This window comes from Massilia sp. UYP32, from assembly GCF_050434365.1.
GTDB classification, from domain to species: Bacteria; Pseudomonadota; Gammaproteobacteria; order Burkholderiales; family Burkholderiaceae_D; genus Telluria; species Telluria timonae.
In genome coordinates this window covers 21,236-41,110 of the sequence record NZ_JBNDIK010000036.1, presented here as the reverse complement: position 1 = coordinate 41,110, position 19,875 = coordinate 21,236, and the positions used below count along the sequence as shown (strand labels likewise).

The 19,875-nt window shown below is 69.7% G+C and carries 19 protein-coding genes; 8 read left to right on the top strand and 11 right to left on the bottom strand.

Annotated features, from left to right (window positions below; translation table 11 throughout):
- Positions 1 to 39 precede the first annotated feature (39 nt).
- Entirely contained in the window at positions 40 to 1,008 is a 969-nt protein-coding gene (locus tag ABIB42_RS23775; protein WP_429249095.1) for a succinylglutamate desuccinylase/aspartoacylase family protein, read from the bottom strand.
- Between the two features lie 116 nt (positions 1,009 to 1,124).
- Between ABIB42_RS23775 and ABIB42_RS23770 the strand changes: the two genes are divergently transcribed.
- Entirely contained in the window at positions 1,125 to 1,757 is a 633-nt protein-coding gene (locus tag ABIB42_RS23770; RefSeq protein ID WP_429249094.1) for a hypothetical protein, read from the top strand.
- Here ABIB42_RS23770 and ABIB42_RS23765 read toward each other — a convergent pair.
- The 3 genes from ABIB42_RS23765 to ABIB42_RS23755 form a co-directional block, all read right to left on the bottom strand.
- On the bottom strand, positions 1,738 to 2,208 hold the full coding sequence (locus ABIB42_RS23765; RefSeq protein WP_005670010.1) for a hypothetical protein: 471 nt from the start codon (positions 2,206 to 2,208) through the stop codon (positions 1,738 to 1,740). The genes ABIB42_RS23770 and ABIB42_RS23765 overlap by 20 nt on opposite strands.
- Before the next feature lie 103 nt (positions 2,209 to 2,311).
- Entirely contained in the window at positions 2,312 to 3,181 is an 870-nt protein-coding gene (locus ABIB42_RS23760; protein WP_429249093.1) for a pirin family protein, read from the bottom strand.
- Between the two features lie 40 nt (positions 3,182 to 3,221).
- A complete protein-coding gene (locus ABIB42_RS23755) occupies positions 3,222 to 3,818 on the bottom strand; it encodes an FMN-dependent NADH-azoreductase (RefSeq protein WP_071363155.1) in 597 nt (198 codons plus the stop codon).
- Positions 3,819 to 3,928: 110 nt separating this feature from the next.
- Between ABIB42_RS23755 and ABIB42_RS23750 the strand changes: the two genes are divergently transcribed.
- The gene (locus ABIB42_RS23750) at positions 3,929 to 4,882 is read left to right on the top strand and encodes a LysR family transcriptional regulator (RefSeq protein ID WP_429249092.1); all 954 of its coding nucleotides are present in this window, start codon (positions 3,929 to 3,931) and stop codon (positions 4,880 to 4,882) included.
- Here the strand turns inward: ABIB42_RS23750 and asd are convergent.
- The 5 genes from asd to ABIB42_RS23725 form a co-directional block, all read right to left on the bottom strand.
- On the bottom strand, positions 4,879 to 5,685 hold the full coding sequence (asd, locus tag ABIB42_RS23745; RefSeq protein ID WP_051205172.1) for an archaetidylserine decarboxylase: 807 nt from the start codon (positions 5,683 to 5,685) through the stop codon (positions 4,879 to 4,881). The two genes, ABIB42_RS23750 and asd, sit on opposite strands and share 4 nt — an antisense overlap.
- Before the next feature lie 219 nt (positions 5,686 to 5,904).
- Entirely contained in the window at positions 5,905 to 6,747 is an 843-nt protein-coding gene (locus ABIB42_RS23740) for an SMR family transporter (protein WP_429249091.1), read from the bottom strand.
- Between the two features lie 3 nt (positions 6,748 to 6,750).
- Positions 6,751 to 7,995, bottom strand: a complete 1,245-nt coding sequence (locus ABIB42_RS23735; protein WP_429249090.1) for an MFS transporter — start codon at positions 7,993 to 7,995, stop codon at positions 6,751 to 6,753.
- 11 nt (positions 7,996 to 8,006) lie between these two features.
- The gene (locus ABIB42_RS23730; RefSeq protein ID WP_429249089.1) at positions 8,007 to 8,717 is read right to left on the bottom strand and encodes an HD domain-containing protein; all 711 of its coding nucleotides are present in this window, start codon (positions 8,715 to 8,717) and stop codon (positions 8,007 to 8,009) included.
- The gene (locus tag ABIB42_RS23725) at positions 8,714 to 9,379 is read right to left on the bottom strand and encodes a ribonuclease HI family protein (RefSeq protein WP_005670026.1); all 666 of its coding nucleotides are present in this window, start codon (positions 9,377 to 9,379) and stop codon (positions 8,714 to 8,716) included. Before ABIB42_RS23725 ends, ABIB42_RS23730 begins: the two co-directional genes overlap by 4 nt.
- An 87-nt stretch (positions 9,380 to 9,466) precedes the next feature.
- Here ABIB42_RS23725 and ABIB42_RS23720 point away from each other — a divergent pair, with 87 nt between their 5' ends.
- Entirely contained in the window at positions 9,467 to 11,392 is a 1,926-nt protein-coding gene (locus tag ABIB42_RS23720) for a S9 family peptidase (protein WP_429249088.1), read from the top strand.
- A gap of 24 nt (positions 11,393 to 11,416) precedes the next feature.
- Here ABIB42_RS23720 and ABIB42_RS23715 read toward each other — a convergent pair whose 3' ends face one another.
- Positions 11,417 to 11,938, bottom strand: coding sequence for a YXWGXW repeat-containing protein (locus ABIB42_RS23715; RefSeq protein ID WP_184237721.1), 522 nt, complete (start codon positions 11,936 to 11,938; stop codon positions 11,417 to 11,419).
- A 173-nt stretch (positions 11,939 to 12,111) separates the two neighbouring features.
- A complete protein-coding gene (locus tag ABIB42_RS23710) occupies positions 12,112 to 12,348 on the bottom strand; it encodes a hypothetical protein (RefSeq protein ID WP_429249087.1) in 237 nt (78 codons plus the stop codon).
- 224 nt (positions 12,349 to 12,572) lie between these two features.
- On the opposite strand from ABIB42_RS23710, the gene ABIB42_RS23705 reads away from it, so the two are divergent.
- From ABIB42_RS23705 to ABIB42_RS23685, 5 genes are all read left to right on the top strand, one after another.
- Positions 12,573 to 15,698, top strand: coding sequence for a penicillin-binding transpeptidase domain-containing protein (locus tag ABIB42_RS23705; protein WP_429249086.1), 3,126 nt, complete (start codon positions 12,573 to 12,575; stop codon positions 15,696 to 15,698).
- Positions 15,699 to 15,789: 91 nt separating this feature from the next.
- Complete coding sequence (locus ABIB42_RS23700) at positions 15,790 to 17,109, top strand: hypothetical protein (RefSeq protein ID WP_429249085.1); 1,320 nt, start codon at positions 15,790 to 15,792, stop codon at positions 17,107 to 17,109.
- Positions 17,106 to 17,666 (top strand): hypothetical protein, encoded by a 561-nt coding sequence (locus ABIB42_RS23695; protein ID WP_229409909.1) that lies wholly within the window; start codon positions 17,106 to 17,108, stop codon positions 17,664 to 17,666. The genes ABIB42_RS23700 and ABIB42_RS23695 overlap by 4 nt, the downstream gene beginning before the upstream one ends.
- Positions 17,667 to 17,691: 25 nt before the next feature.
- Positions 17,692 to 18,798 carry a hypothetical protein gene (locus ABIB42_RS23690; protein ID WP_081589987.1) on the top strand — a complete coding sequence of 369 codons (1,107 nt, stop codon included), beginning with the start codon at positions 17,692 to 17,694 and terminating at the stop codon, positions 18,796 to 18,798.
- Positions 18,795 to 19,805, top strand: a complete 1,011-nt coding sequence (locus tag ABIB42_RS23685) for a hypothetical protein (protein ID WP_429249084.1) — start codon at positions 18,795 to 18,797, stop codon at positions 19,803 to 19,805. Before ABIB42_RS23690 ends, ABIB42_RS23685 begins: the two co-directional genes overlap by 4 nt.
- The last annotated feature ends 70 nt before the right edge of the window (positions 19,806 to 19,875 follow it).

The following is a 19,875-nucleotide window of genomic DNA, read 5'->3' as shown; positions in this document are numbered from 1 at the left end:
GACGGTGCGAAATCCCCGATCGAAGGTGGCGACGACGCCTTACTCGCGGCCGAAAGTCGTGTTCGGGCGGGTGAGGTAGTACCACTCGGTGTTGGCGGCGGCGTTGGCGGCCGGGAACAGGATGCGCCCGCCGAATTCAGCCACCACCGGCGTGCCGTCGGCGCGGTGGCCGAGCAGCTCGCCTTCGCTCACCGGGTCGAAACTCTTCCACGGGCGGACAAAAGCGTCGTCCGCATGCAGTTTGTCGTGCACCACGACCATCGACAGCGCTTCCATCTCGTCGAAGGCGACCGGTTCCGGATCCGCGGCGGCGATCAAGCCCAGGTGGGCCAGCGTGTTCATGATGGCGCGGTAGGCGACGTCCGGCGCGGCCGGATCGTCGTGCTGCCCGCATTCCAGGGTCAGCGCGTAGCCGCCGGTGCTGCGCATGTACTCGGTGGTGCCGACGCCGTAGCGCAGCACGGTTTCCAGTTCATCGGCGCTGCGGCTGCGGCGCTGCACGCCGTCGCCATAGGTCGCCAGCCAGCCGTCGACGAAGCGGCGCACGCCCAGGCGGCGCGCCCAGGCGCGTTCCTTGGCGGCGTGGCGGAACGGCTGCAGGGCGCCGTCGTTGTCGAGCGGCCCGACCATCACGAACGGCTCGCCGGTGGCGGCGAAGGAATGCAGGTCGAGCAGCACGTCGTGCTGGCCGAGCAGGGGGCACAGCCAGTTGGCGACCTGGTCCTCGAAGTCCAGCGGCTTCTCTTTCGGGAACAGGTCGCGGTTCAGGTTGCGGTCGCCGTTGCGGGTGTTCTGGGCGTAGGCCAGCGGATTGACGATCGGGACGAAGGTGACGCTGCCTGCCGCGATGTGAAGAAGGCCGCTGTCGATTTCTTCCATGACCCGCTGGATCGCCTTGGTGCCGCACACCTCGTTGCCGTGGGTCGCGCCCATGATGATGACGCGCGGGCCGGCCTGAAGGCCGGTGTAGTTGATGGATTTGAATTGGTACTGGCGGGTGGAAGTCATGGGTAGCGTAGGCCGGAGAAAAAAGGTGGCGACATTCTATCGGTAAAAGTGCAAGTGATACTATCCCCTGGAGCGAGGCCGACATGCGGTGTCGCTGCCGATCCGAAAGGAGCCATATGAAGCGACGGAAGACCAGGGCGCTGCTTGGGTTGCTGCTGCTTGCCGGCGCGGCCCAGCCGGCGCTGGCCTGCCGTTTCCTGCCGCAGCGGTCAAGCGCACACGAGCAGGTCGCGCGCGCCAACGACGTCTCGCTCGTCATGGCGGTGCGCGCGACGCCCAGGCCCGGGGCCGCGCCAGATCGCCCACGCGACACGCCGGCCTGGATGATGCCCTATCTGGGCTGGAATCCGGCGACCGGGCATAGCGGCCCCGCGAATCGGGACGACGAACGATACCTGGCGCAATACCCGGTCGAGTACGAATTCGTGGTCGAGAAGCGCTGGCGCGGCGCGGACCGCGCGACTTTCACGCTCATGGGTGTCTCGCCGCCGACCGCCTTCCATGACCCGGGACCCGAAGCCGACCAAAGCCGCGAGGAATTCTGGGAGGCCGGAGGCGGCCGCTACGCCCGGATGCACCTCTGCAGCATCGAACCCTGGTTCGTCGTCGGCGAACGGTATCTCATATTCGTCGGGGATCCGGTCACTGCGCGCAGTTACGAGCACGTCGCGACCATCGAGGGCCGGGCAAACCCCGACGACAAATGGCTGGCCTATGTCGAGGAGCGGCTCAGCCCTGCGCCTCGATAACGCCGAACCCGGCCGGCGCGTCGCCCAGATAGGCCAGCACCGCATGCGCCTGGATATTGGCGTCGTACTGGGCGTTGGCCGCGATCGCGGCGCGCAATCCCGGCACGATGTCCGGCGTATGCGGCTGACGATAAGCCTTGATCAACAGGTGCACCAGGTCGGCCGGCGCATCGGCGCGGCGCAGGCGCGATTCGATGATGGACAGCAGCGCGCGCTGCATGCGCGGGGTGGGATTGCGGATCTCGCCGAACACATAGGGCGTGTTGGCGATCGCGGCGCAGACGATGCTCTCCATCCGGTCGGCCTTGTAGTCGGACGGGATGTCGAAATACGCCTTGTTCCAGCGGGTGTGCGGATAGGCGTGGCCGGGCGGGAAGCGGTCGGCGTTTTCCAGGCCCATGGCCCGGCTTGCGCGCGACCACAGGTCGCCGAGGGTGTCCAGCAGTGCCATTACGAGATGTCTTGCGCTTGTGTCATCCCGCGAGTGTAGCGCATGGCCGGGAACCTCGCATAGGGGGCAGCAGGGCGGTTGGGGGCGCCCTGCTGCCGGTCGTTCACGCAAACCTGCCGGCGCGGAAATCCTCGACCGCCTGCTGCAGCTCGGCCTGGGTATTCATCACGAACGGACCATACTGCGCGATCGGCTCGTTCAGCGGCCGTCCGGCCAGCACCAGCAGCCGGGTCGGCGCCAGGGCCTTGATGCGTACGCCGTCGGCGCCGGGCGCATTGTCGAGGATCGCCATGCGCGCCTGGCCGACGCCCTTGCCCTCGATGACGGCCTCACCGCGGAACATGTAGACGAAGGCATTGTGGCCGGCCGGGATCGGCTGCTCGAACGTCACGCCGGCCGGGATCTCCAGGTCGAGGTAGAGCGGCTCGGTATGCGCGCGCTGCACGGCCCCGGTCACGCCGTGGGTGCTGCCGGCGATCACCTGCACCGTCACGCCATCGTCCAGCGTAAAGCGCGGCACTTCCTCGAGCGGGATGTCGCGGTACCAGGGTTCGATCATCTTGTCGCTGGCGGGCAGGTTCAGCCACAGCTGGAAGCCTTCCATCAGGCCCTCGTTCTGCTCCGGCATCTCGGAGTGGATCACGCCGCGGCCGGCCGTCATCCACTGCACGCCGCCATCGGTGATCATGCCTTCGTTGCCGGCGCTGTCGCGGTGGCGCATGCGGCCGGCCAGCATGTAGGTGATGGTCTCGAAGCCGCGGTGCGGGTGCTCCGGGAATCCGGCGATGTAGTCGCCCGGCTTGTCGCTGCCGAACGCGTCGAGCATCAGGAACGGATCCAGGCGGCGCTGCAGGGGACCGGTCAGCACGCGGTTGATCTTCACGCCCGCGCCGTCCATCACGAACTGGCCGTTGATGATGCGCTCGACGCCGCGCGTTTTCTGGATGGGGGTGGTGGCAACTGCGGTGTTCATGCTGTTCTCCTGTTGGTTGCGCCGCGTGGCGGGCGGCAGATTACGCCAGTGCTGCCTCAATTGCCGCGTTGGCCGCGGCCTGGCCCTTGGCCACGGCCTCCGGACCCATCGCCATGCCCGACGAATAGATGAAGGTGTGGTCGTTCAGGCCGAGGAAGTTCAGCAGGGCGCGCATCTGCGGCACCTGCGGGTCGGCCGCTTCGTCGTAGACGCCGCCGCGGGCCGCGGCCACGTACACCTTCTTGTTCTTCAGCAGGCCTTCCGGACCGGTCTCGGTATAGCGGAAGGTCACGCCGGCGCGGGCGACCGCGTCGAACCAGCTCTTCAGTTGCACCGGCATCGAGAAGTTGTACATCGGGGCGCCCAGCACGATCACGTCCGCCGCCTGCGCTTCAAGAATCAGCGCGTCATCCAGGGCGACGCGCGCCGCCTGTTCCGGACTGCGTTGCTCGGCCGGGGTGAACAGGGCGCCGACGGCGGCGCCGTCAAGCAGCGGGTGCGGCTGGGCGCCGAAGTCGCGACGCACGACGGTCGCGCCCGGGTTGGCGGCGGTCAGCTTGTCGACGATCTGCTGGGTGACGCGGGTCGATTCCGATGCGTCGCCGCGAACGCTGGTGGTGATGTGCAGGATGTTCATGGTAAGCCCCTTCATTTTGGTGGAGAGTTTCGATGGGGACACTTTAGCAATTCCAAAATCAGTCCGGAAGCCAGTAGAATGGATAACATTATTCTGCTGATGGGACAATCATGGACGTGGAACCGAATGACTTGCTGCTGTTCGCGCGGATCGTCGAGTCGGGCAGCTTTACCCGCGCCGCCGAGCGCGTCCACCTGCCCAAGTCGACCGTCTCGCGCCGCCTGGCGCTGCTCGAGACGACCCTGGGCGAACGCCTGCTGCAGCGCACGACCCGCAAGCTGGTGGTCACCGAATTCGGCGCCAGCCTGTACGAACACGCGCGCCGCCTGGCCGACGAAGTCGACGCCGCCGGCGCGCTGGCCCAGCACCGCCAGGGCGAACCGAGCGGCAAGCTGCGCATCTCGGCGCCGGGCGACTTCGCCAATAGCGGCCTGAACGAAGTCATCGCGCGCTTCCTGGAGCGCTATCCGGCGGTCAGGCTCGAGATGGACCTGACGCCGCGCCGGGTCGACCTGGTGGCGGAAAATTTCGACATCGCGATCCGCATGGGCGACCTGCCGAACGACGCGACCTTGAGCGCGCGCCCGATCACGCTCGAGCAGCCCGGCCTGTACGCGGCGCCGAGCTACCTGGCGCGGCGCGGCATTCCCGAGCATCCCGACGATCTCGACGCGCACGACGTGCTGTGCATCCTGAGCCGCACCGGTGGCGCCGCGCCGTGGACGCTGGTGCGCGGGAAGCTGCGCTGGGAGCGCGCGCTCAACGCGCGGCTGACGGCGAATTCGCCCGACCTGCTGGCGCGCATCGCCTCGCGCGGCGCCGGCATCGCGCTCAGCTCGACGCTGTTCGCCCAGCCCTATATGCAGACCGGTGAACTGGTGCGGGTGCTGCCCGAATGGGACATGCCGACCGCCAACGGCTGGGCGGTCTTCCCGAGCCGTAAGCTGATGCCGGCCAAGACCCGGGCCTTCCTGGAGATGATCGAATCGGCGTGCACCGAGAAGGGCCATAGCCCGCATGCCGCGGTGGCCGCCTTCAGGGCGCGCGCGACGCTGGAGGACTAGGAGGTGAGCGGCCGCTCGCCCATGGGCTCGCCCAGGCGCACCTTGCCTTCCGGCGCCCAGGCCGGATCGAAGGCGATGGCGCCGCGCTGGAACAGCATCACGACGGTCGAGCCGAGCAGGAAGCGGCCCATTTCCTCGCCCTTCTTCAGGGTGACCTGGCCCGGCTCGTAGTTCCACTCGCAGATACGCGGCATGCGCGGCGGATTGACCACGCCATGCCAGACGGTGGCCATGCTGCCGACGATGGTCGCGCCGACCAGGGTCATCACGAAAGGCCCGAATTCATCGTTCTCGAATACGCACACCACGCGCTCGTTGCGCGCGAACAGGCCCGGCACGCCGCGCGCCGTGGTCGGGTTCACCGAGAACAGCTTGCCCGGCACATAGATCATGCGCGTCAGGCGCGCGTCGCACGGCATGTGGATGCGGTGATAGTCCTTCGGGCTCAGGTAGACGTTGGCGAAGTGGCCGTGCTGGAAATGCGCGGCCAGCGACGCGTCGCCGCCAACCAGTTCGCTTGTCGTGAACTTGTGGCCCTTGGCCTGGAAGATCTGGTGGTCGTCGATGTCGCCGAACTGGCTGATGGCGCCGTCGACCGGGCACACATAGTCGCTGGCCGCGATCGGACGCACGCCGTCGCGCAGCGGGCGGGTGAAGAACTCGTTGAAGCTGGGATAGCTGGCGATGTCCGGATTGGCCGCCTCGCTCATGTCGACGCCGTACTTGCCCACGAACCAACGGATCAGGCTGGTCGTCATCGACCCTCCCTTATGACCGGCGACGCGGCCGGCAAGGTTGGTCATCGCCTGCTTCGGCATGACGTATTGCGGCAAGACTTTTATACGGGACACGGACGATCGCCTTTCTTCGAAAAGTGCGCATTATAACGGGCGTACACTATAGTAGTGCCGAATGGAAATGGTATTTCCATTGCAAGCCTTTGGTCGAGTGTACCCCAGGTGGCGCCGCAGTGGCGGACGCTGGCGCTGCGCGTTTCTTGCCCTGGACGGTGAGAGTACGATTTACGCCAGTCGCACCGCCGCCGCGCCCAGCGTTACGAAGGCGGCGCCGCAGATCCGGGCGCGGGTGGCGCGCTCGCGCAGCACGAAGACCGCGATCGCGGTGGCGAACACGATCGAGGTTTCGCGTAGGGCGGCGACCACCGCGACCGGCGCCCGGGTCATCGCCCACAGTGCGAGGCTGTAGGAGACGGTGGTGGCGACGCCGCCCAGCAGAGGCAGCGTCGGGTTGCGCAGCATGTAGCGGGGCAGCTGGCCGGCGGTACGGCGCCACGACACGACGGCGATGCCGATCCCGCTGGCGATGAAGACCCAGGCGGTGTAGGCGGCGGGCGAGCCGGAGCGCCGCACGCCGAGGCCATCGACCAGCGTATACGCGGCGATCGTCACGGCGGTGAGCAGCACCAGCACGGTCGGGCGCACGCCGCCCGAGGCATGGCCGCGGGCGCCGAACGTCAGGGCGGCGGCGCCGGCGCAAATCAGGCCGATGGCGAACCACTGCACCGCCTGGAGCGTTTCGCCGGTAAAGAAGATGCCAGCCACGGCCACCAGGACCGGCGCTATGCCGCGCATCAGTGGATACGCGTGGCCGATGTCCGCATGCTGGTAGGAGGCGGCCAGCAGCGAGTAATACGCGATGTGGATCAGGCCGGATGCAGCGATGAATGGCCAGCTGGCTGGCGCCGGCGCCGTCAGGAAGGGCAGGGCCAGCGCGCCGATCAGGGCGGCCCCGCTCATCACGGCCAGCGCCGCCATGAAGGTGTCGGTACGCGATTTGAGGGCCGCATTCCAGGCCGCGTGCAGGAAGGCTGCGAACAGGATCGCGGCAAGCACGGGCGCCGACATGGATCAGGTCCTCACGCCGGCATATCGATGGCTGCGAAAGTAATGCCACGCCACCACCAGCGCCAGCGCCTGCATCGCCGCGCACACGAAGAAGCTGCTGCCGACCCGCCAGTCGCCGGGGGGCAGGTGGCTGACCGCGCTCAGGATGGCGGTGCCGAGCAGCGGCGTGACGATCACGCCCAGGCTGCCGATCGACTGCAGGGAGCCCATCAACTCGCCCTGCTGGTCGGGCGGCGACGATTTCGACACGATGCCCTGCAGCGCCGGGCCGGTGGCATACGCCAGCACGTTGGCCAGGATGAAGACGTACATCATCCAGCCCTGGGTCGCCAGGCCATAGGCGAGGAAGGTCAGCATGCCGGATGTCAGGGCCATCAGCGACAGCCGCACCTCGCCGAACCGGTGGATCAGCTTGCCCAGCAGCCAGGCCTGGACCACCACCGAGCCGAGGCCGACGCAAAAGAGGGCGATGCCGTTGTCGCGCGGCGTCCAGTCGAAGCGGAAGGTGGTGTACAGGACCCAGGTCGATTGCAGCATCATCTGGGCGAAGGTGGCCAGGGTGATCACGACCACCAGGCCGCGGATGTCTTCGCGTTTCACCAGTCGCAGCAGGGCGGAGAAGGGATTCAGGCGCGCCAGCCTGAACGGTCCGCGGCTTTCCTTCGCCAGCGACTCCGGCACGAACAAAAAGCCATACACCAGGTTCGCCGCCGACAGCGCCGCCGCGACGTAGAACGGTAAATGGAGGTTGGCGTCGCCCAGCACGCCGCCCAGCATCGGGCCGCAGATGAAGCCGAGGCCGAAGGCGGCGCCGATCTTGCCGAAGCTCTTGGCGCGGTTCTCGCGGGTCGAGATATCGGAGGCATAGGCCGAGGCGACCGACATGCTGGCCGAGGACATGCCGCCGATGATGCGGCCCACGAACAGCCAGGCCAGGCTGGGCGCCCAGGCCGTGACCAGGAAGTTCAGGCACATGCCCGCCATCGAGTACAGCAGCACCGGACGGCGGCCGATGCGGTCGCTCAGCGCGCCGAGCGCCGGCATGAACAGGAATTGCAGGATCCCGAAGGTTGCCGCCAGCACCCCGTACCACAAGGCCCGCTTGTCCGGCCCGTCAACGAACTGGTCGAGCAGCAGCGGCAGCACCGGGACGATCAGGCCGATGCCGAGCATGTCGATGAAGACGCAGACGAGGACGAAATTGAGTTTGCCGGGGACAGCTTGCGGTGCTGCGGTCGAACTGGTCATGGACACCTCGGTCAATACAGTTCGTCTATCTTAGCATTGCTACAAGTGGTCCAGGTTGTGGTCCAGGTTCCACTCCATTCGGCCGCGAATTCCTCGCGGAAGGCCAGCAGCTTGGCCAGCCGTTCACGGCCCAGTGCACGCGCGGCGTCGGTCTGCATCATGTCCGGGAGCTTCTGCAGCTTGACCATGATGTGGTCGAGGCTATAGCGGCGGTCGTCGAAGGCGCGGTCCCGGCCCAGCGGGTCGCTTGGATGGGCCAGGCTGCTTTCCATGCGCCCCGCGATATAGAACATGCGCGCCAGCCCCACCAGGCCCAGGCCGTCCATGCGGTCGGCGTCCTGCACGATTTTCGCCTCGATGGTCTCGGCCGGGATCGCCGCCGAAAAGCTGTGCGCCTCGATCGCATGCGCCACGGCGTCGAGTTTCTCGCGCGGGAAGCCGAGATGGGCCAGCTGGTGGCGCGCCAGCCGCGCCGAGCGGCGGGAGGCCTGGTCGCGTTCGGGGTCGTTCTTCGGCAGGTTGACCAGGTCGTGCAGGTAGCAGGCGGCCAGCACCACCAGGCGGTCGGCCTCGGGGTGGTTGACGAGCAGGGCTTGCGCGGTGCGCCAGACGCGGTCGAGGTGGGCGCTGTCGTGGGCGCCGTCGGTGTCGGCGCTGCCGGCGGCCATGGCGGCCAGCCTGGTGCGCCAGTCGGCGAGATCGGTATTGCTTGTGTCGGTCATGTTTCCTGTTCCAGGGTGAGGGGCGGCATGGCGCGCTGCGACAGCGCGTCGGCCCGGGCATTCTTGTGGCGCGGGATCCAGCGCAGCCGCGCCTGCGGCAGGCGGGCCAGCAGGGCCAGCGCCTCGCTGCGCAGCAGCCCCAGCGCCGGCGCGCTGGCGCCATCGGGGGCATTGACGTCGTCGATCACGACCTGGCTGTCGCCCAGCACCAGCAGGTCGGTCGCGCCATGGTCGATGGCGGCGCGCAGCACGGCATTCAGGGCGCGGTATTCCGCTTCGCTGCTGTTGCCATGGCCGCCGTCGACGGAAAGTTCGCAGCGCTGGCCGGCCGGCCCTTCAAGCACGGCGCCCAGTCCGCAGCGGCCCGGGTTCGGCCGCGCCGAGCCATCGAACCAGGCGCGCCAGGCGCTGGCCTCCGGTCCCGCGCCGCGGGTGCGCGCGGCGGCGACGCTGGCCTGGCGCCGCGCGGCCTGCAGTTCGGCGTGCCGGCGCTGGGCCTGGCGCGCGGACAGCAGGCTGGCCAGTCCGGCGCTGCCGGCGCTGAGCGTCAGGGTGCGTTCCAGGGCATCGGCCTCCGGCATGCCGGTGCGCGCCGTCAGGCGGCGGGCGGCGGACAGCTCGGTCTTGAAGGCGGCGGCTTGCAGGATGGCGAGATCGATCATGGCGAGAGCATAACCGATTCGCGATTGTTGACAGGTGTTAAGACTTTTGAAACACTCAATCCGTTGAACTCAACCACAGGAGAAGGTATGCGTCAGAATCGCCGAGCTGTCAGTCTGTCCCTGTTCGCCATGCTCGCCGGCGCCGGCCTGGCGCCGGTGCAGGCCCTCGCCCAGGCCGCGTCGGCCAGGCCGCGCGCCCGGGCCGTCAAGCGCTACACCATCGAGCAGTTCATGGCGACGACCTCGCTCACCGGCGCTTCGTTCAGCAAGGACGAGAAGCAGATCCTGTTCAGCAGTAACGAGTCCGGCATCTTCAATGCCTACACGCTGCCCGTCGGCGGCGGCAAGCCGCGCGCGCTGACCGCGTCGAAGACCGACACCACCTACGCCGTCGGCTACTTCTACAACGACGACCGCATCCTGTTCACGCGCGATGGCGGCGGCAACGAGCAAAACCACCTGTATGTGCGTGAACTCGACGGAAAAGAACGTGATCTCACGCCGGGCGACAAGCTGAAAGCCTCGTTCGCGGGCTGGAAGCCGGACGGCAGCGGCTTCTACGTCGTCACCAACGAGCGCGATCCGAAGTTCTTCGATCTGTACCTGTACGACGCCGCCACCTATGCGCGCACGATGGTGTACAAGAACGACAGCGGCATGAACGTCTCGAGCATCAGCCGCGACGGCAACTGGCTGGCCTTCAACAAGCCCGCCACGACGTCGGACAGCGACGTCTATGTGTATGACGTGCAGGCGCGCGAGATGAAGCACGTCACGCCGCACAAGGAGCCGGCCAGTCATTCGGCCGAGACGTTCGACCCGGCGTCGAAGCGCCTGCTGTTCACGAGCAATGCGGAAGGCGAGTTCGCGCGGATCAAGGCCTACGACCTGGCCAGCGGCGCGACGAGCGACGTCGAGAAAGCCGACTGGGACCTGCTGGGCACCGGCTATTCGCGCAACGGCCGCCACCGCGTCAGCATGGTCAACCGCGACGGCAGCATCGAAGTGCGCCTGTATGACGACGCCGGCAACCCGGTGGCCTTGCCCAAGCTGCCGGGCGGCGAGATGCGCCAGGTGACGTTCTCGGAGAGCGGCAACCTGATGGCGTTCTACCTCAACGGCGACCGCTCGCCCAGCAACCTGTATGTGCACGACTTCAGGAACGGCAAGACCACCCAGCTGACGCGCAGCCTGAACCCGGAGATCGATCCGAACGACCTGGTCGAGGCCGAGGTGGTGCGCTTCAAGTCCTTCGACGGCATGGTGATCCCGTCGATCTACTACCGGCCGAAGGGCGCGTCGCCGAGCGCGAAGGCGAAGGCGCCGGCGGTGGTGTTCGTGCACGGCGGGCCGGGCGGCCAGACCATGCGCGGCTACAGCGCCCAGATCCAGTACCTGGTCAACCACGGCTATGCGGTCCTGGGCATCAACAACCGCGGCAGCTCGGGCTATGGCAAGACCTTCTTCCGCGCCGACGACCGCAAGCACGGCATGGAGCCGCTGTGGGATTGCGTCGAGGCCAAGACCTGGCTGGCCAGCCAGGGCGATATCGATCCGGAGCGCATCGGCATCATGGGCGGCAGCTACGGCGGCTACATGACCCTGGCGGCGCTGGCCTTCCGGCCCGAGGCGTTCAAGGTCGGCATCGATATCTTTGGCGTCAGCAATTGGGTGCGCACCCTGGAAAGCATTCCGCCGTACTGGGAAGCGCAGCGCAAGGCGCTGTACGACGAGATCGGCGACCCGGTCAAGGACAAGGACTTCCTGGTCGCGACCTCGCCGCTATTTCACGCCCATCACATCCGCAAGCCGCTGATGGTGATCCAGGGCGCCAACGACCCGCGCGTGATCAAGGCCGAGAGCGACGAGGTCGTCGAGGCGGTGCGCAAGAACAAGGTGGAGGTCGAGTACGTCGTGTTCGACGACGAGGGCCACGGCTTCTCCAAGAAAAAGAACGCGGCCGTGGCGAACGCGAAGATCCTCGCCTTCCTCGACAAGCATCTGAAGCCCTGAGCCGCATCCCGGCCGCGCCGTGGCTCAGTAGCGGTGAGGATTGTCAGGGCGGCGGTCGTGGCGGTTGCGCACGCCGTCGCCATCGCGGTCGCGGTCATGGCGGTCGCGGATGCCGTCGCGGTCCCGGTCGCGGCCATGGTGGCGGTCGTGCTTGTCGTGCTTGTCGTGCTTGTAGTGATGGCGGTCGCGATGGTCGCGGTAGTGGCCCGGCGGCGGGCCGTCATGGTGGGCCGGACCGCGGTTCCAGCGCGACGGCTCCATCACCCAGCGGCCGCCGCGATGGTGCCAGCTCGGCGGGGCGTACACATAGCCGGGACGGGCGGCGACATAGTGGCCTCCCACCCAGTGGTGGCGGTGCGCGCGCCACTCCCAGTAGCCGGGCGCCCAGACATAGCCGCGGCGCGGCGCGGGCACGACTTCATAGATGGGCGCCGGCGGCGCGGTGTTGATCACGACCGAGATATGCGGCTGGGCGTGCGAGTCCTGCGGGGTGAAGGCAGCGGCGCCGATGGCGACCAGGGCTGCAATCAAAATAGGGGATTTCATGTTCGTCTCCAGATCCTTGAGCGGATGCGCTGCAATATAGCAATCCGGGAAACGAAACGTGGCGTTTGAAGCAAGTTCTTACAACTGAAACAGATCAGCGGGCGGCGCAGCTTCGGGCCGCCGCGCGCCGCATCCTGGCGGCGCGTCGGCGCAGGCGATCCGACCGACGGCGTTCACATGCGGCTCCCGACGGTGACGGTGTCCGCCGCCAGCAGCTGCGATTTTTCGGCCGGGTCCAGGCGCTTCGCGCTGACCTTGACGACCGCCATCTTGTCGCCGCTGGCGATGGCGGCATCGCTGACGTTGTAGCTGCTTGCATGGGCGTCGGGAATCCTGGCCAGGTAACCGGCCGGGACGGCGACCAGGGCGGCGGCGATGAAGATGGCTTCCATGTGCTTGAGGACGTTCATTTTGCGGCTCCGTTTAGTGAGTAGTGAGGGGTGGTTGGTGTGTCGATGTGTCCACTGTAGGCCAGCCGCCGCCCTGTCTCCAGCGACATGCGACGAGCCGTAGAAAACGCGGAATGAGCTGCATCGGGAGGCGGATAAAGCCCCGGACAGGCTGTCTTTCACGCTCCCCCGGCTAGATGAGCACGAAGGGCGCGTGGGCGCCACGTAACCACCGGATGACAGGCATGCTCGCCACCCTGATCGACCAACTGGCCGCTTCGCGCACGGCGCGCCGGCGCTCCCGCAACCTGCGCGCAGGCGCCCGTCCGGCGTGCGCCGAGGCCGGCCGGTCGCTGTCCATCGGCCCTGCCTGGCTGTGGGCCGTGCTGGTCGTGGTCCTGGGCGGCGCCGTCGCGCTGGCGATGCATGCGCGCGCGCTGCCGGACGGCGCCGCCGAGACGCCCGGCGCGGTCGCGCTGGGCGCCCTGCAGCCGCTTGCGCCGGGGCTCGACTTCGTGGTCCCGCGCGAGAGCGGCGTCTCGCTCACCCAGCACGGGGGGCTGGCCCTGCTGGTGGCGAGCGGCATGCGCGCCGGCCCGGCGCTGCGGGTCGACCTGTGCACCCAGATGCTCGACCCGGCGCGGCCGCGCATGCTGCCGCTGCGGATCGGCTATCCCTTCGACGAGGCGGCGCGCATCGCGCGCGCGGCCAATGCGCCGCCGCGCAGCGTGCTGCTGGCCCGATCCGGCTCGACGATGCCACGCATCGACATCGCCGGCAATGCCGGCGCCGGCGCGACTGGCTTGACGCTCGCCTGGAACGCCGGCGCCGCAACGGCGGGCTGGATCGGCGATGCAAGCGGCGGCAACGTGACGCGCGCGCGCCAGGGCCAGGCCGTGCTGGGCAACAGCGGCTGGCTGCTGTGGGGCAGCGAGGCCCTGCGCTTCACGCGCCGGCCCAGCGCCGCCTGCCCGCAGGCGGGCGAGCTGGTGCTGCATCACTATCAGCTAGGCGCCGCTGGCGGCGCGGCCCTCGTGCAGGCCTTTCCGGCCCACGGCGCGAGCGTGGAGTTGCGCCTGGCGCCGGGCGCGTGGCAGGTGCCGCTGCGGCCTGGCCCCGGCATGGAAGACCAGGCGCTGTTCGAGGCGCTGCGCGCGCGCGGCCTGCTGCGCCAGGGGCGCGACGGCCTGGTCGAGCTCGCGCCGCGCGACCTGCTGGCCTGGCAGCAGGCTGGCCAGGAGGCGCGCGCGCCGCTGCCGGGCTGGGAAGATCACGTGCTGGACGTCGGCGACCGCCGCCTGCTGGAACGTCTGCATCACCGCGCCGACGGCGCCTATGTGCGCGAACAGGTGCGCATCTTTAACAGCGAGCGCCGGCTGGTGGCCTGGCGCACCCGGCCGGGCGCCGACGCGGTCTGGCATGCGCTCGTCGGCGGCGCGCCGGCCCCGCGCGAAGCCGGCTTGCCGGTGGCCGCGATGCGCCTGTTCGCACGTCTGCCGGAAGGCTGGGAACCGTGGCAGCGGGTCGGCGGCTGGGAAGGCGGCCGCCAGGGATCGCTGGTGACTTTGAATACACCGGCAACCGGCCGGCCGGTCGAGCTGCTGGTGGCGGGCCGGGTACGCGGCGTGATCGGCGCACGCGTGCTGGCCCAGGGTGCCTGCGACGGCCGCGCCTGCCCGGACCGCGAGGCGGTGCAGCGGCTGGTGCTGGCGCCGCTGGCCGGGGCGGCCGCGATCGCAGTGCAGGTCGAGCCGCTCGACCTGGCGGCGATGTCGGGCAGCGCCGACGCCGCCTACCGCCACCTGGCCATGGTCGATGGCCGCCTGGCCTGGCAGGCGCTGCCCGCCGGCGGCAGCGGTGGAACACGGCCCGCCGCCGTACCGGTGCGCCTGCGCGACCGCCATGGCGAAGCTTTGTGGGCCGACGGCGCGCCGGCCGGAGCGGCGCTGGGCGCCGGCCTGGCGCCGCTGCTGGGCGTGCACCGCCAGCACGACGGCAGCGTGGCCGGCATGCTGGCGCGGCTTGGCGGTGCCGGCCACGTGGCGCAGCTGAGCCTCGACCTGGACCTGCAGGCCAGGGCCCAGCAGCTCCTGGACTGCATCGGCCTGCGTGGCGGACGCTGGGACGGCCAGGCCTGTGTCGGCGGCCTCGATGCCCAGCCGGAGCGGCGCGCCGGCCTGGTGCTGCTGGATGCGGGCAGCGGCGACATCCTGGCCGCGGCCTCCAGCGGCGGCGGCCAGGCCGATCCGAGCCGCTGGGCAGAATTGCGCGACTTCGACCGCGCCGATCCGGCGCGCAGCCCACTGCGCAGCGCTGCCTTCCAGCACGACGGCGGCGCGCACCGCGCCCCAGGCTCGACCTTCAAGGTGATTACCGCGCTCGGCCTGGAGGGCGCGGCGCGCGCCGACGCCGGCCTGGACGGTCTGCTGCAGGGCTTGCCGCTGGGCGAGGTGGACCGGCTGGCGCACGAGGGCGGCTACGGCTTTCGCACCGGCGCGCCCAGCTATCCCTTCGAGGGCAAGCGCGCCCGCATCACCAATTTCCGCGACCAGATCACCAGCACCCGCGCCCAGGACGGCCGCCTGGGCCTGGCGCAGGCGATGGCGCACAGCGTCAATACCTGGTTCGCCTGGAGCGCCGAACTGAGCGACCGCACGCTGATGGGGCAGCCGGACGGCGGCATGCCGGGCGCGCGCGAACTGGAGCCGGGCGCGCTCGACACGGTGCGGCCGGTAGCGGCGATGGCGGCGCGGCTCGGCTTCGGCCAGCCGCTGCGGCTCGACGGCGGCCTGCTGCCGCCCGACTACCGCTGGGGCGAGTGGGACGCGTTGCAGGCCAGCGCCTCGCGCCTCGACCCGGTCCACAGCCGCCACGAACTGCGCCAGATGGCGATCGGCCTGCGCATGCAGGCCACGCCGCTGCAGATGGCGCTGGTGGCGGCGGCGGTCGGGGAGGGCCGCACCGTGGCGCCGCGCCTGCTGCTGTCGCTCGACGGCCGCGCGGCGCAGGCGACGCCGGGCCAGGCCCTGGGCGTGCGCCTGGACCGCGTGCGCGCCGGGATGAAGGGTGTGATCGACGGCGGCACCGCGGCCGGGGCGTTTCGCGGCGCCGGTTTCGACCTGCTCCGCCCCGGCCTGTACGGCAAGACCGGCACGGCGCCGGCCGGCCAGGACGAGCTGGCGACCGTCTGGTTCATGGGCTGGCTCGAGCCGGGCAGCCTGCCGGGCCAGACCGGGCGGCTGGCCTTCGCCGCATTCGTGAGCCATTCGGCGGCCACCGGCGGCGGCCATGCGGCCCCGGTCGTGGCGGCCCTGTTGCAATCGATGCAATCGGCAACAGAAGGGCAGTCGTTGGAAAAGAGGCACAAATAAGGTTCTTCTGCGCGCCTCAAGGCCGTGTTTGTATGGCATCATCTATTTCAATCCGCAAAAAATGCGGGGCGAAACAGAGGATGGGGTAGGTATGCGTTTGCCGGGAACCCGGTATCAGGAGCACGGTTGGGAGCAGGTCCGCAAGCTGCTGGGACACTGCTCCCTGCAGGCGTGCGCCCGGATCAAGCCGGCCACCTTGCTCGACCCCGATCCTGAACAGTCGCTCGGCGCCTATGTCGACGCGGTCGCCCAGGCCCTCGATGCGGCCGGCGCGCGCGCAGAGATGTACAGCAAAAGCGACGGCAACAGCTATGGCGACACCTGCGGCGAGCTGGCGCTGACCCTGGTCTACGAACTGCAGGCGCGCCCGGCCGACTGGGCCGCGCTGTGCGCGGCGGTGGCGGCCGAGCATGCGCGCATCGGCGCGTTCTGGAACGCAGCCGGCGGCGAGGCGCTGCTGCGCAAGAAATTCAACGACCTGTATGCCATCCTGCGCGACAAGGTCGACAGCGACAATTACCAGGCCGCCTGCGGCCGTCCGTGCAGCCCGAACCGCATGTATGCCTACCGCATGCTCGATACCGCCTGGCACGAGGTCGCGCGCCTGTTCGAGCTCTGGCGCGAGCACGCGCCGCAAGTCGGCGCCATCCTGGGACGCGAGGTCGTGGCGATGCCGATCGAGGCGCGCCAGCTGCGCACCAGCGGCGACTGCAAGCCCGAATGGATCATGCGCTGGAGCGAAAGCCTCGCGTTGCATACCGGCGCGCCGGGCCCGTTGCACACCAGGTCCAAGCGCTTCGCCAGCCTCAAGAACAGTCCTGACAAGATCGGCGCCATGCTGCGCGAGATCGGCGAATACGAGCTGCTGTCGGCCAACCGCGACCAGGATTGGCTGCACGACGCGAGCCAGGCCCATGCCTGGCTGGACGACTACTGGCGTGTGCTGGATGAATCGGAACGGGGAAGCACGCCCGGCCCCGACCTGATCCTGGAGGCGCGGCAGGACGAGCTGGACGCCAGCGTCGGCGCCGAACCCGAGGCCGCGATCGATGGCGATCCGCTCGAGGCGCGCGAAGCCGCACGCCTGGCGCTGGTCGCCCAACAGGTTTCACTCCCCCCCAACTATTCCTTGCTGGCGGCGCTGGCCGAGGACCGCGCCAGCTGGGCGGCGCGCCGGATGGCGCATGACTCCCTGCCGGTGCGGCTGGCGGTGTATCTCAAGCTGCTCGGCCCATTCGACGACAGCTATCCGTCCGAATGGCTGGATCCGCAGACCGGCGAGTTGCCGACGATGCAGCAGCTGGCCGGGCTGGACGGGATCTCGCTGCCGACCCTGCGCAAGCGGCGCGACGCCGCGATTGCGCGCCTGAACGAGATGGCGGGAATGGAGGAGGAAAGACGATGGGCATGACGGAACTGGATCGCAAGCTGCAGGCCGGCGCCTTGCTGGGACGCCGGGTGGAAGGCGACCGCCTGGTGCTGGCCGACGCGGTGCTGGCGCAGGCGCTGGACGGCAGCCGACCCCTGACGGCGGGCGAACGCGCCGCGCTGCAAGCCTCGCCGCTGACCTTGCGCCGCCTGCGCCACCTGGCGGACAGCCGGCGCACGCAGGCGCAACCCGGCAACTGGCGCGGCAGCCGCGGCCTGTTGCGGGCCGCCGACAGCGGCAATGCCCTGGACCTGCTGCGCACCGACGACGGCATGTGGCGCCTGCACTTCGTCGAGGCCGCAGGCAGCCTGGCCGTGGTCGTCCAGCTCGACCCGGAAGCGGCGGGGGCGGCCGGGGTGATGGCGGCGCGGCCGGCGATCCAGGTGCGCGATGGCCGCGGCGCCCTGGTACTGGAAGGACAACTCGATGCCGACGGCGAGTGCGAAGGCCGGTGGCCTTTCGCGGCGTCGCCCGCGGCGCATTTTCAGCAGCATGGAGCACGCTTCGAGGTCATCCCCGGCGTGAATCCAGTCACATAGTAGTTCGGACATACCCGGAAGGACGATGATGCTAGGTTCGCTGTTCAAGAGTACATTGCAGAACACGCTGCGGCCGCTGCGGCAACCGGAATTCGACGCGACGCGCCTCGGCAGCGCGGCGATCGCGCTGCCGGCGCCGAATGGCCTCACCGTCCCGCCGGGCTGCGCCGCCGTACTGGTCGACCGGGGTGGACGCAGCCGGCGCCAGGCGGCCGGCAGCCGCATCGCCGCCATCGAGGGTGAAACCGCATGGTGCGTCCATCCCGGCCCCTATGCGTGCGAGCTCGTGCCGTTCGCCGGCGCGCCCGAGATCGGCCTGCGGGTGCACTTCGCGATCGACGCCAGCGACCCGCGCGCCACGCACCAGCGCTTCGACCTGTTCCTGGCCAGCGAGGCCGGCTGCATGGTCGAGTTGACAGGATTCGTCGAACTGGCGCAGACCGCGCTGCAGCGCGAGCTGGCCCAGGGCAACCTGGAGCTGCCTCCCTGCACGACCCTGGAAGAGTGGAATGCCTTCCGCACCGGTTTCAACCAGTTGATGTATACCCGTTTCGGCGTGACGGTCGACGATTGCGTGCCGGTCGACCTGGGCGCCGCGCGCGATTATGCGGCCACGCTCGACGCGCGCCTGGCCGCGCGGCTCGATGCAGTCCATCCGTCCGCCGCGGCCAGGGAAGAGTTGGCGGCTGCGCCGGCGCCGCAGCAAGCGTTCGTTCCCGCCTGCGAGGATGCGCGCGCGCTGCGCCGCCTGTTCCTGGAGCTTCCGTGCCTGATGTGCGCGGTGCGCATGGCGGTGATGCCGGCCGACCAGGGACGCTTCCGCCAGCATCAGGAACTGCTGCGCCGGCTCGACCTGGTCAGCCTGGCGGTCGGCACCATGCCGGCCCTGGAACTGGCGGCCCCCGGCCAGCCGCTGGCGCAGGAAGAGCAGTTGCGGCGCGCGCGCCACAGCCGGCGCGCCGCCGCCGCGCTCGACGAGGCATGGGCGCTGTTGGCGCGCCTGAAGGTGGCCGGCGAAGGCCCGCTCGACGCCCTGTTCGACGAGGCCGACCGCATCGTGGCCAATCTCGAGACCGAGGCCGGCGCGCGGCGCGCCGTCACGGCGCGCGACGTGGAGCTGGAGGAGGCATGAGCGCAAGCGCAGACGCGAACGCGGTCCAGTGCCGCAGCATCGCCGCCGACGGCGGCATGCTGACGATCACCGCCACGCGCCGCCCGCGCGCCGGGCGCGCCGACGTCAAGTGCAGCGTGCCGGGCGCGCCCGCCGTGGCCGAGCGCATGCAGCAGGTGGTGCGCCTGGCGCGTCACACCGAGCCGCGCTTCGACAGCCGCGACCAGGTGGTGCTGAGCCTGGACCGGGCGCCGGCCGACGGGGACCGCGACTGGGAACTGGCGGCGGTGCTGGCCGACCGCGTCGTGCGCGACGTCTTTGCGCCGAGGCGCGAGGTCGTGGCCAACGGCTGGTCGGACGCCTGGCACCTGGGCCGGATCGACGGCCGCAGGCTGGCCGGCGCCCCGGACGGCGTGCTGCTGGGCGGCGCCGACGCCCTGGCGCACCTGGGCGCGCTGAACGGCCAGCCCGATCCTGGCGCCGGGATCTCGAGCGCGCGCGCCTGGTTCCCGCTGCACAGCGGCGGCGAACACGATGGCCTGGGCTGGGTCGAGGTCAGCGTGCGGCCGCTGGCCAGGGCCGGACGCGACGACGATGATCCGGTCAGCGTGCCTGACATGGACGCGGTGCGCCAGGCCCAGGTGGCGGCGGTGCTGGCCGGATCGCGCCACTTCGACGGCCGCGGCCAGGGCCAGTGGCGCACCACGGTGCGTTTCGGCGAGCCGCGCTTTTCGGGCGACTCTTACCAGCTGGCGCTGGTGATGGCCGACCGCATGGCGCGCGGCCGCGAATTCCTGGCGCGCGGCCGGGTGATCGCCACCGGCAGCTCCAGCGCCTGGCATGCGGGACGGGTCGAGGCGGTCGAGGCGCTGGCGCCGAAATGCGCGCTGATCGCGCGCGAGGCCGGCCCGGGCGACCGCGTCCTGCTGCCGAAGGAGTGGGAAACCGCCCTGCCGCAGGGCTTGCGCGAAGCCCTGCGCGCGCGCGGCGCCAGCCTGGCCTGCGTCGAGCGGATCGGGATCATCTAGCAGGCGTGTTGATTTGTTTGACCGGATCGCACCCTGCGCACGGGAGCGATCCGTGCCGCAGGCATGGCCC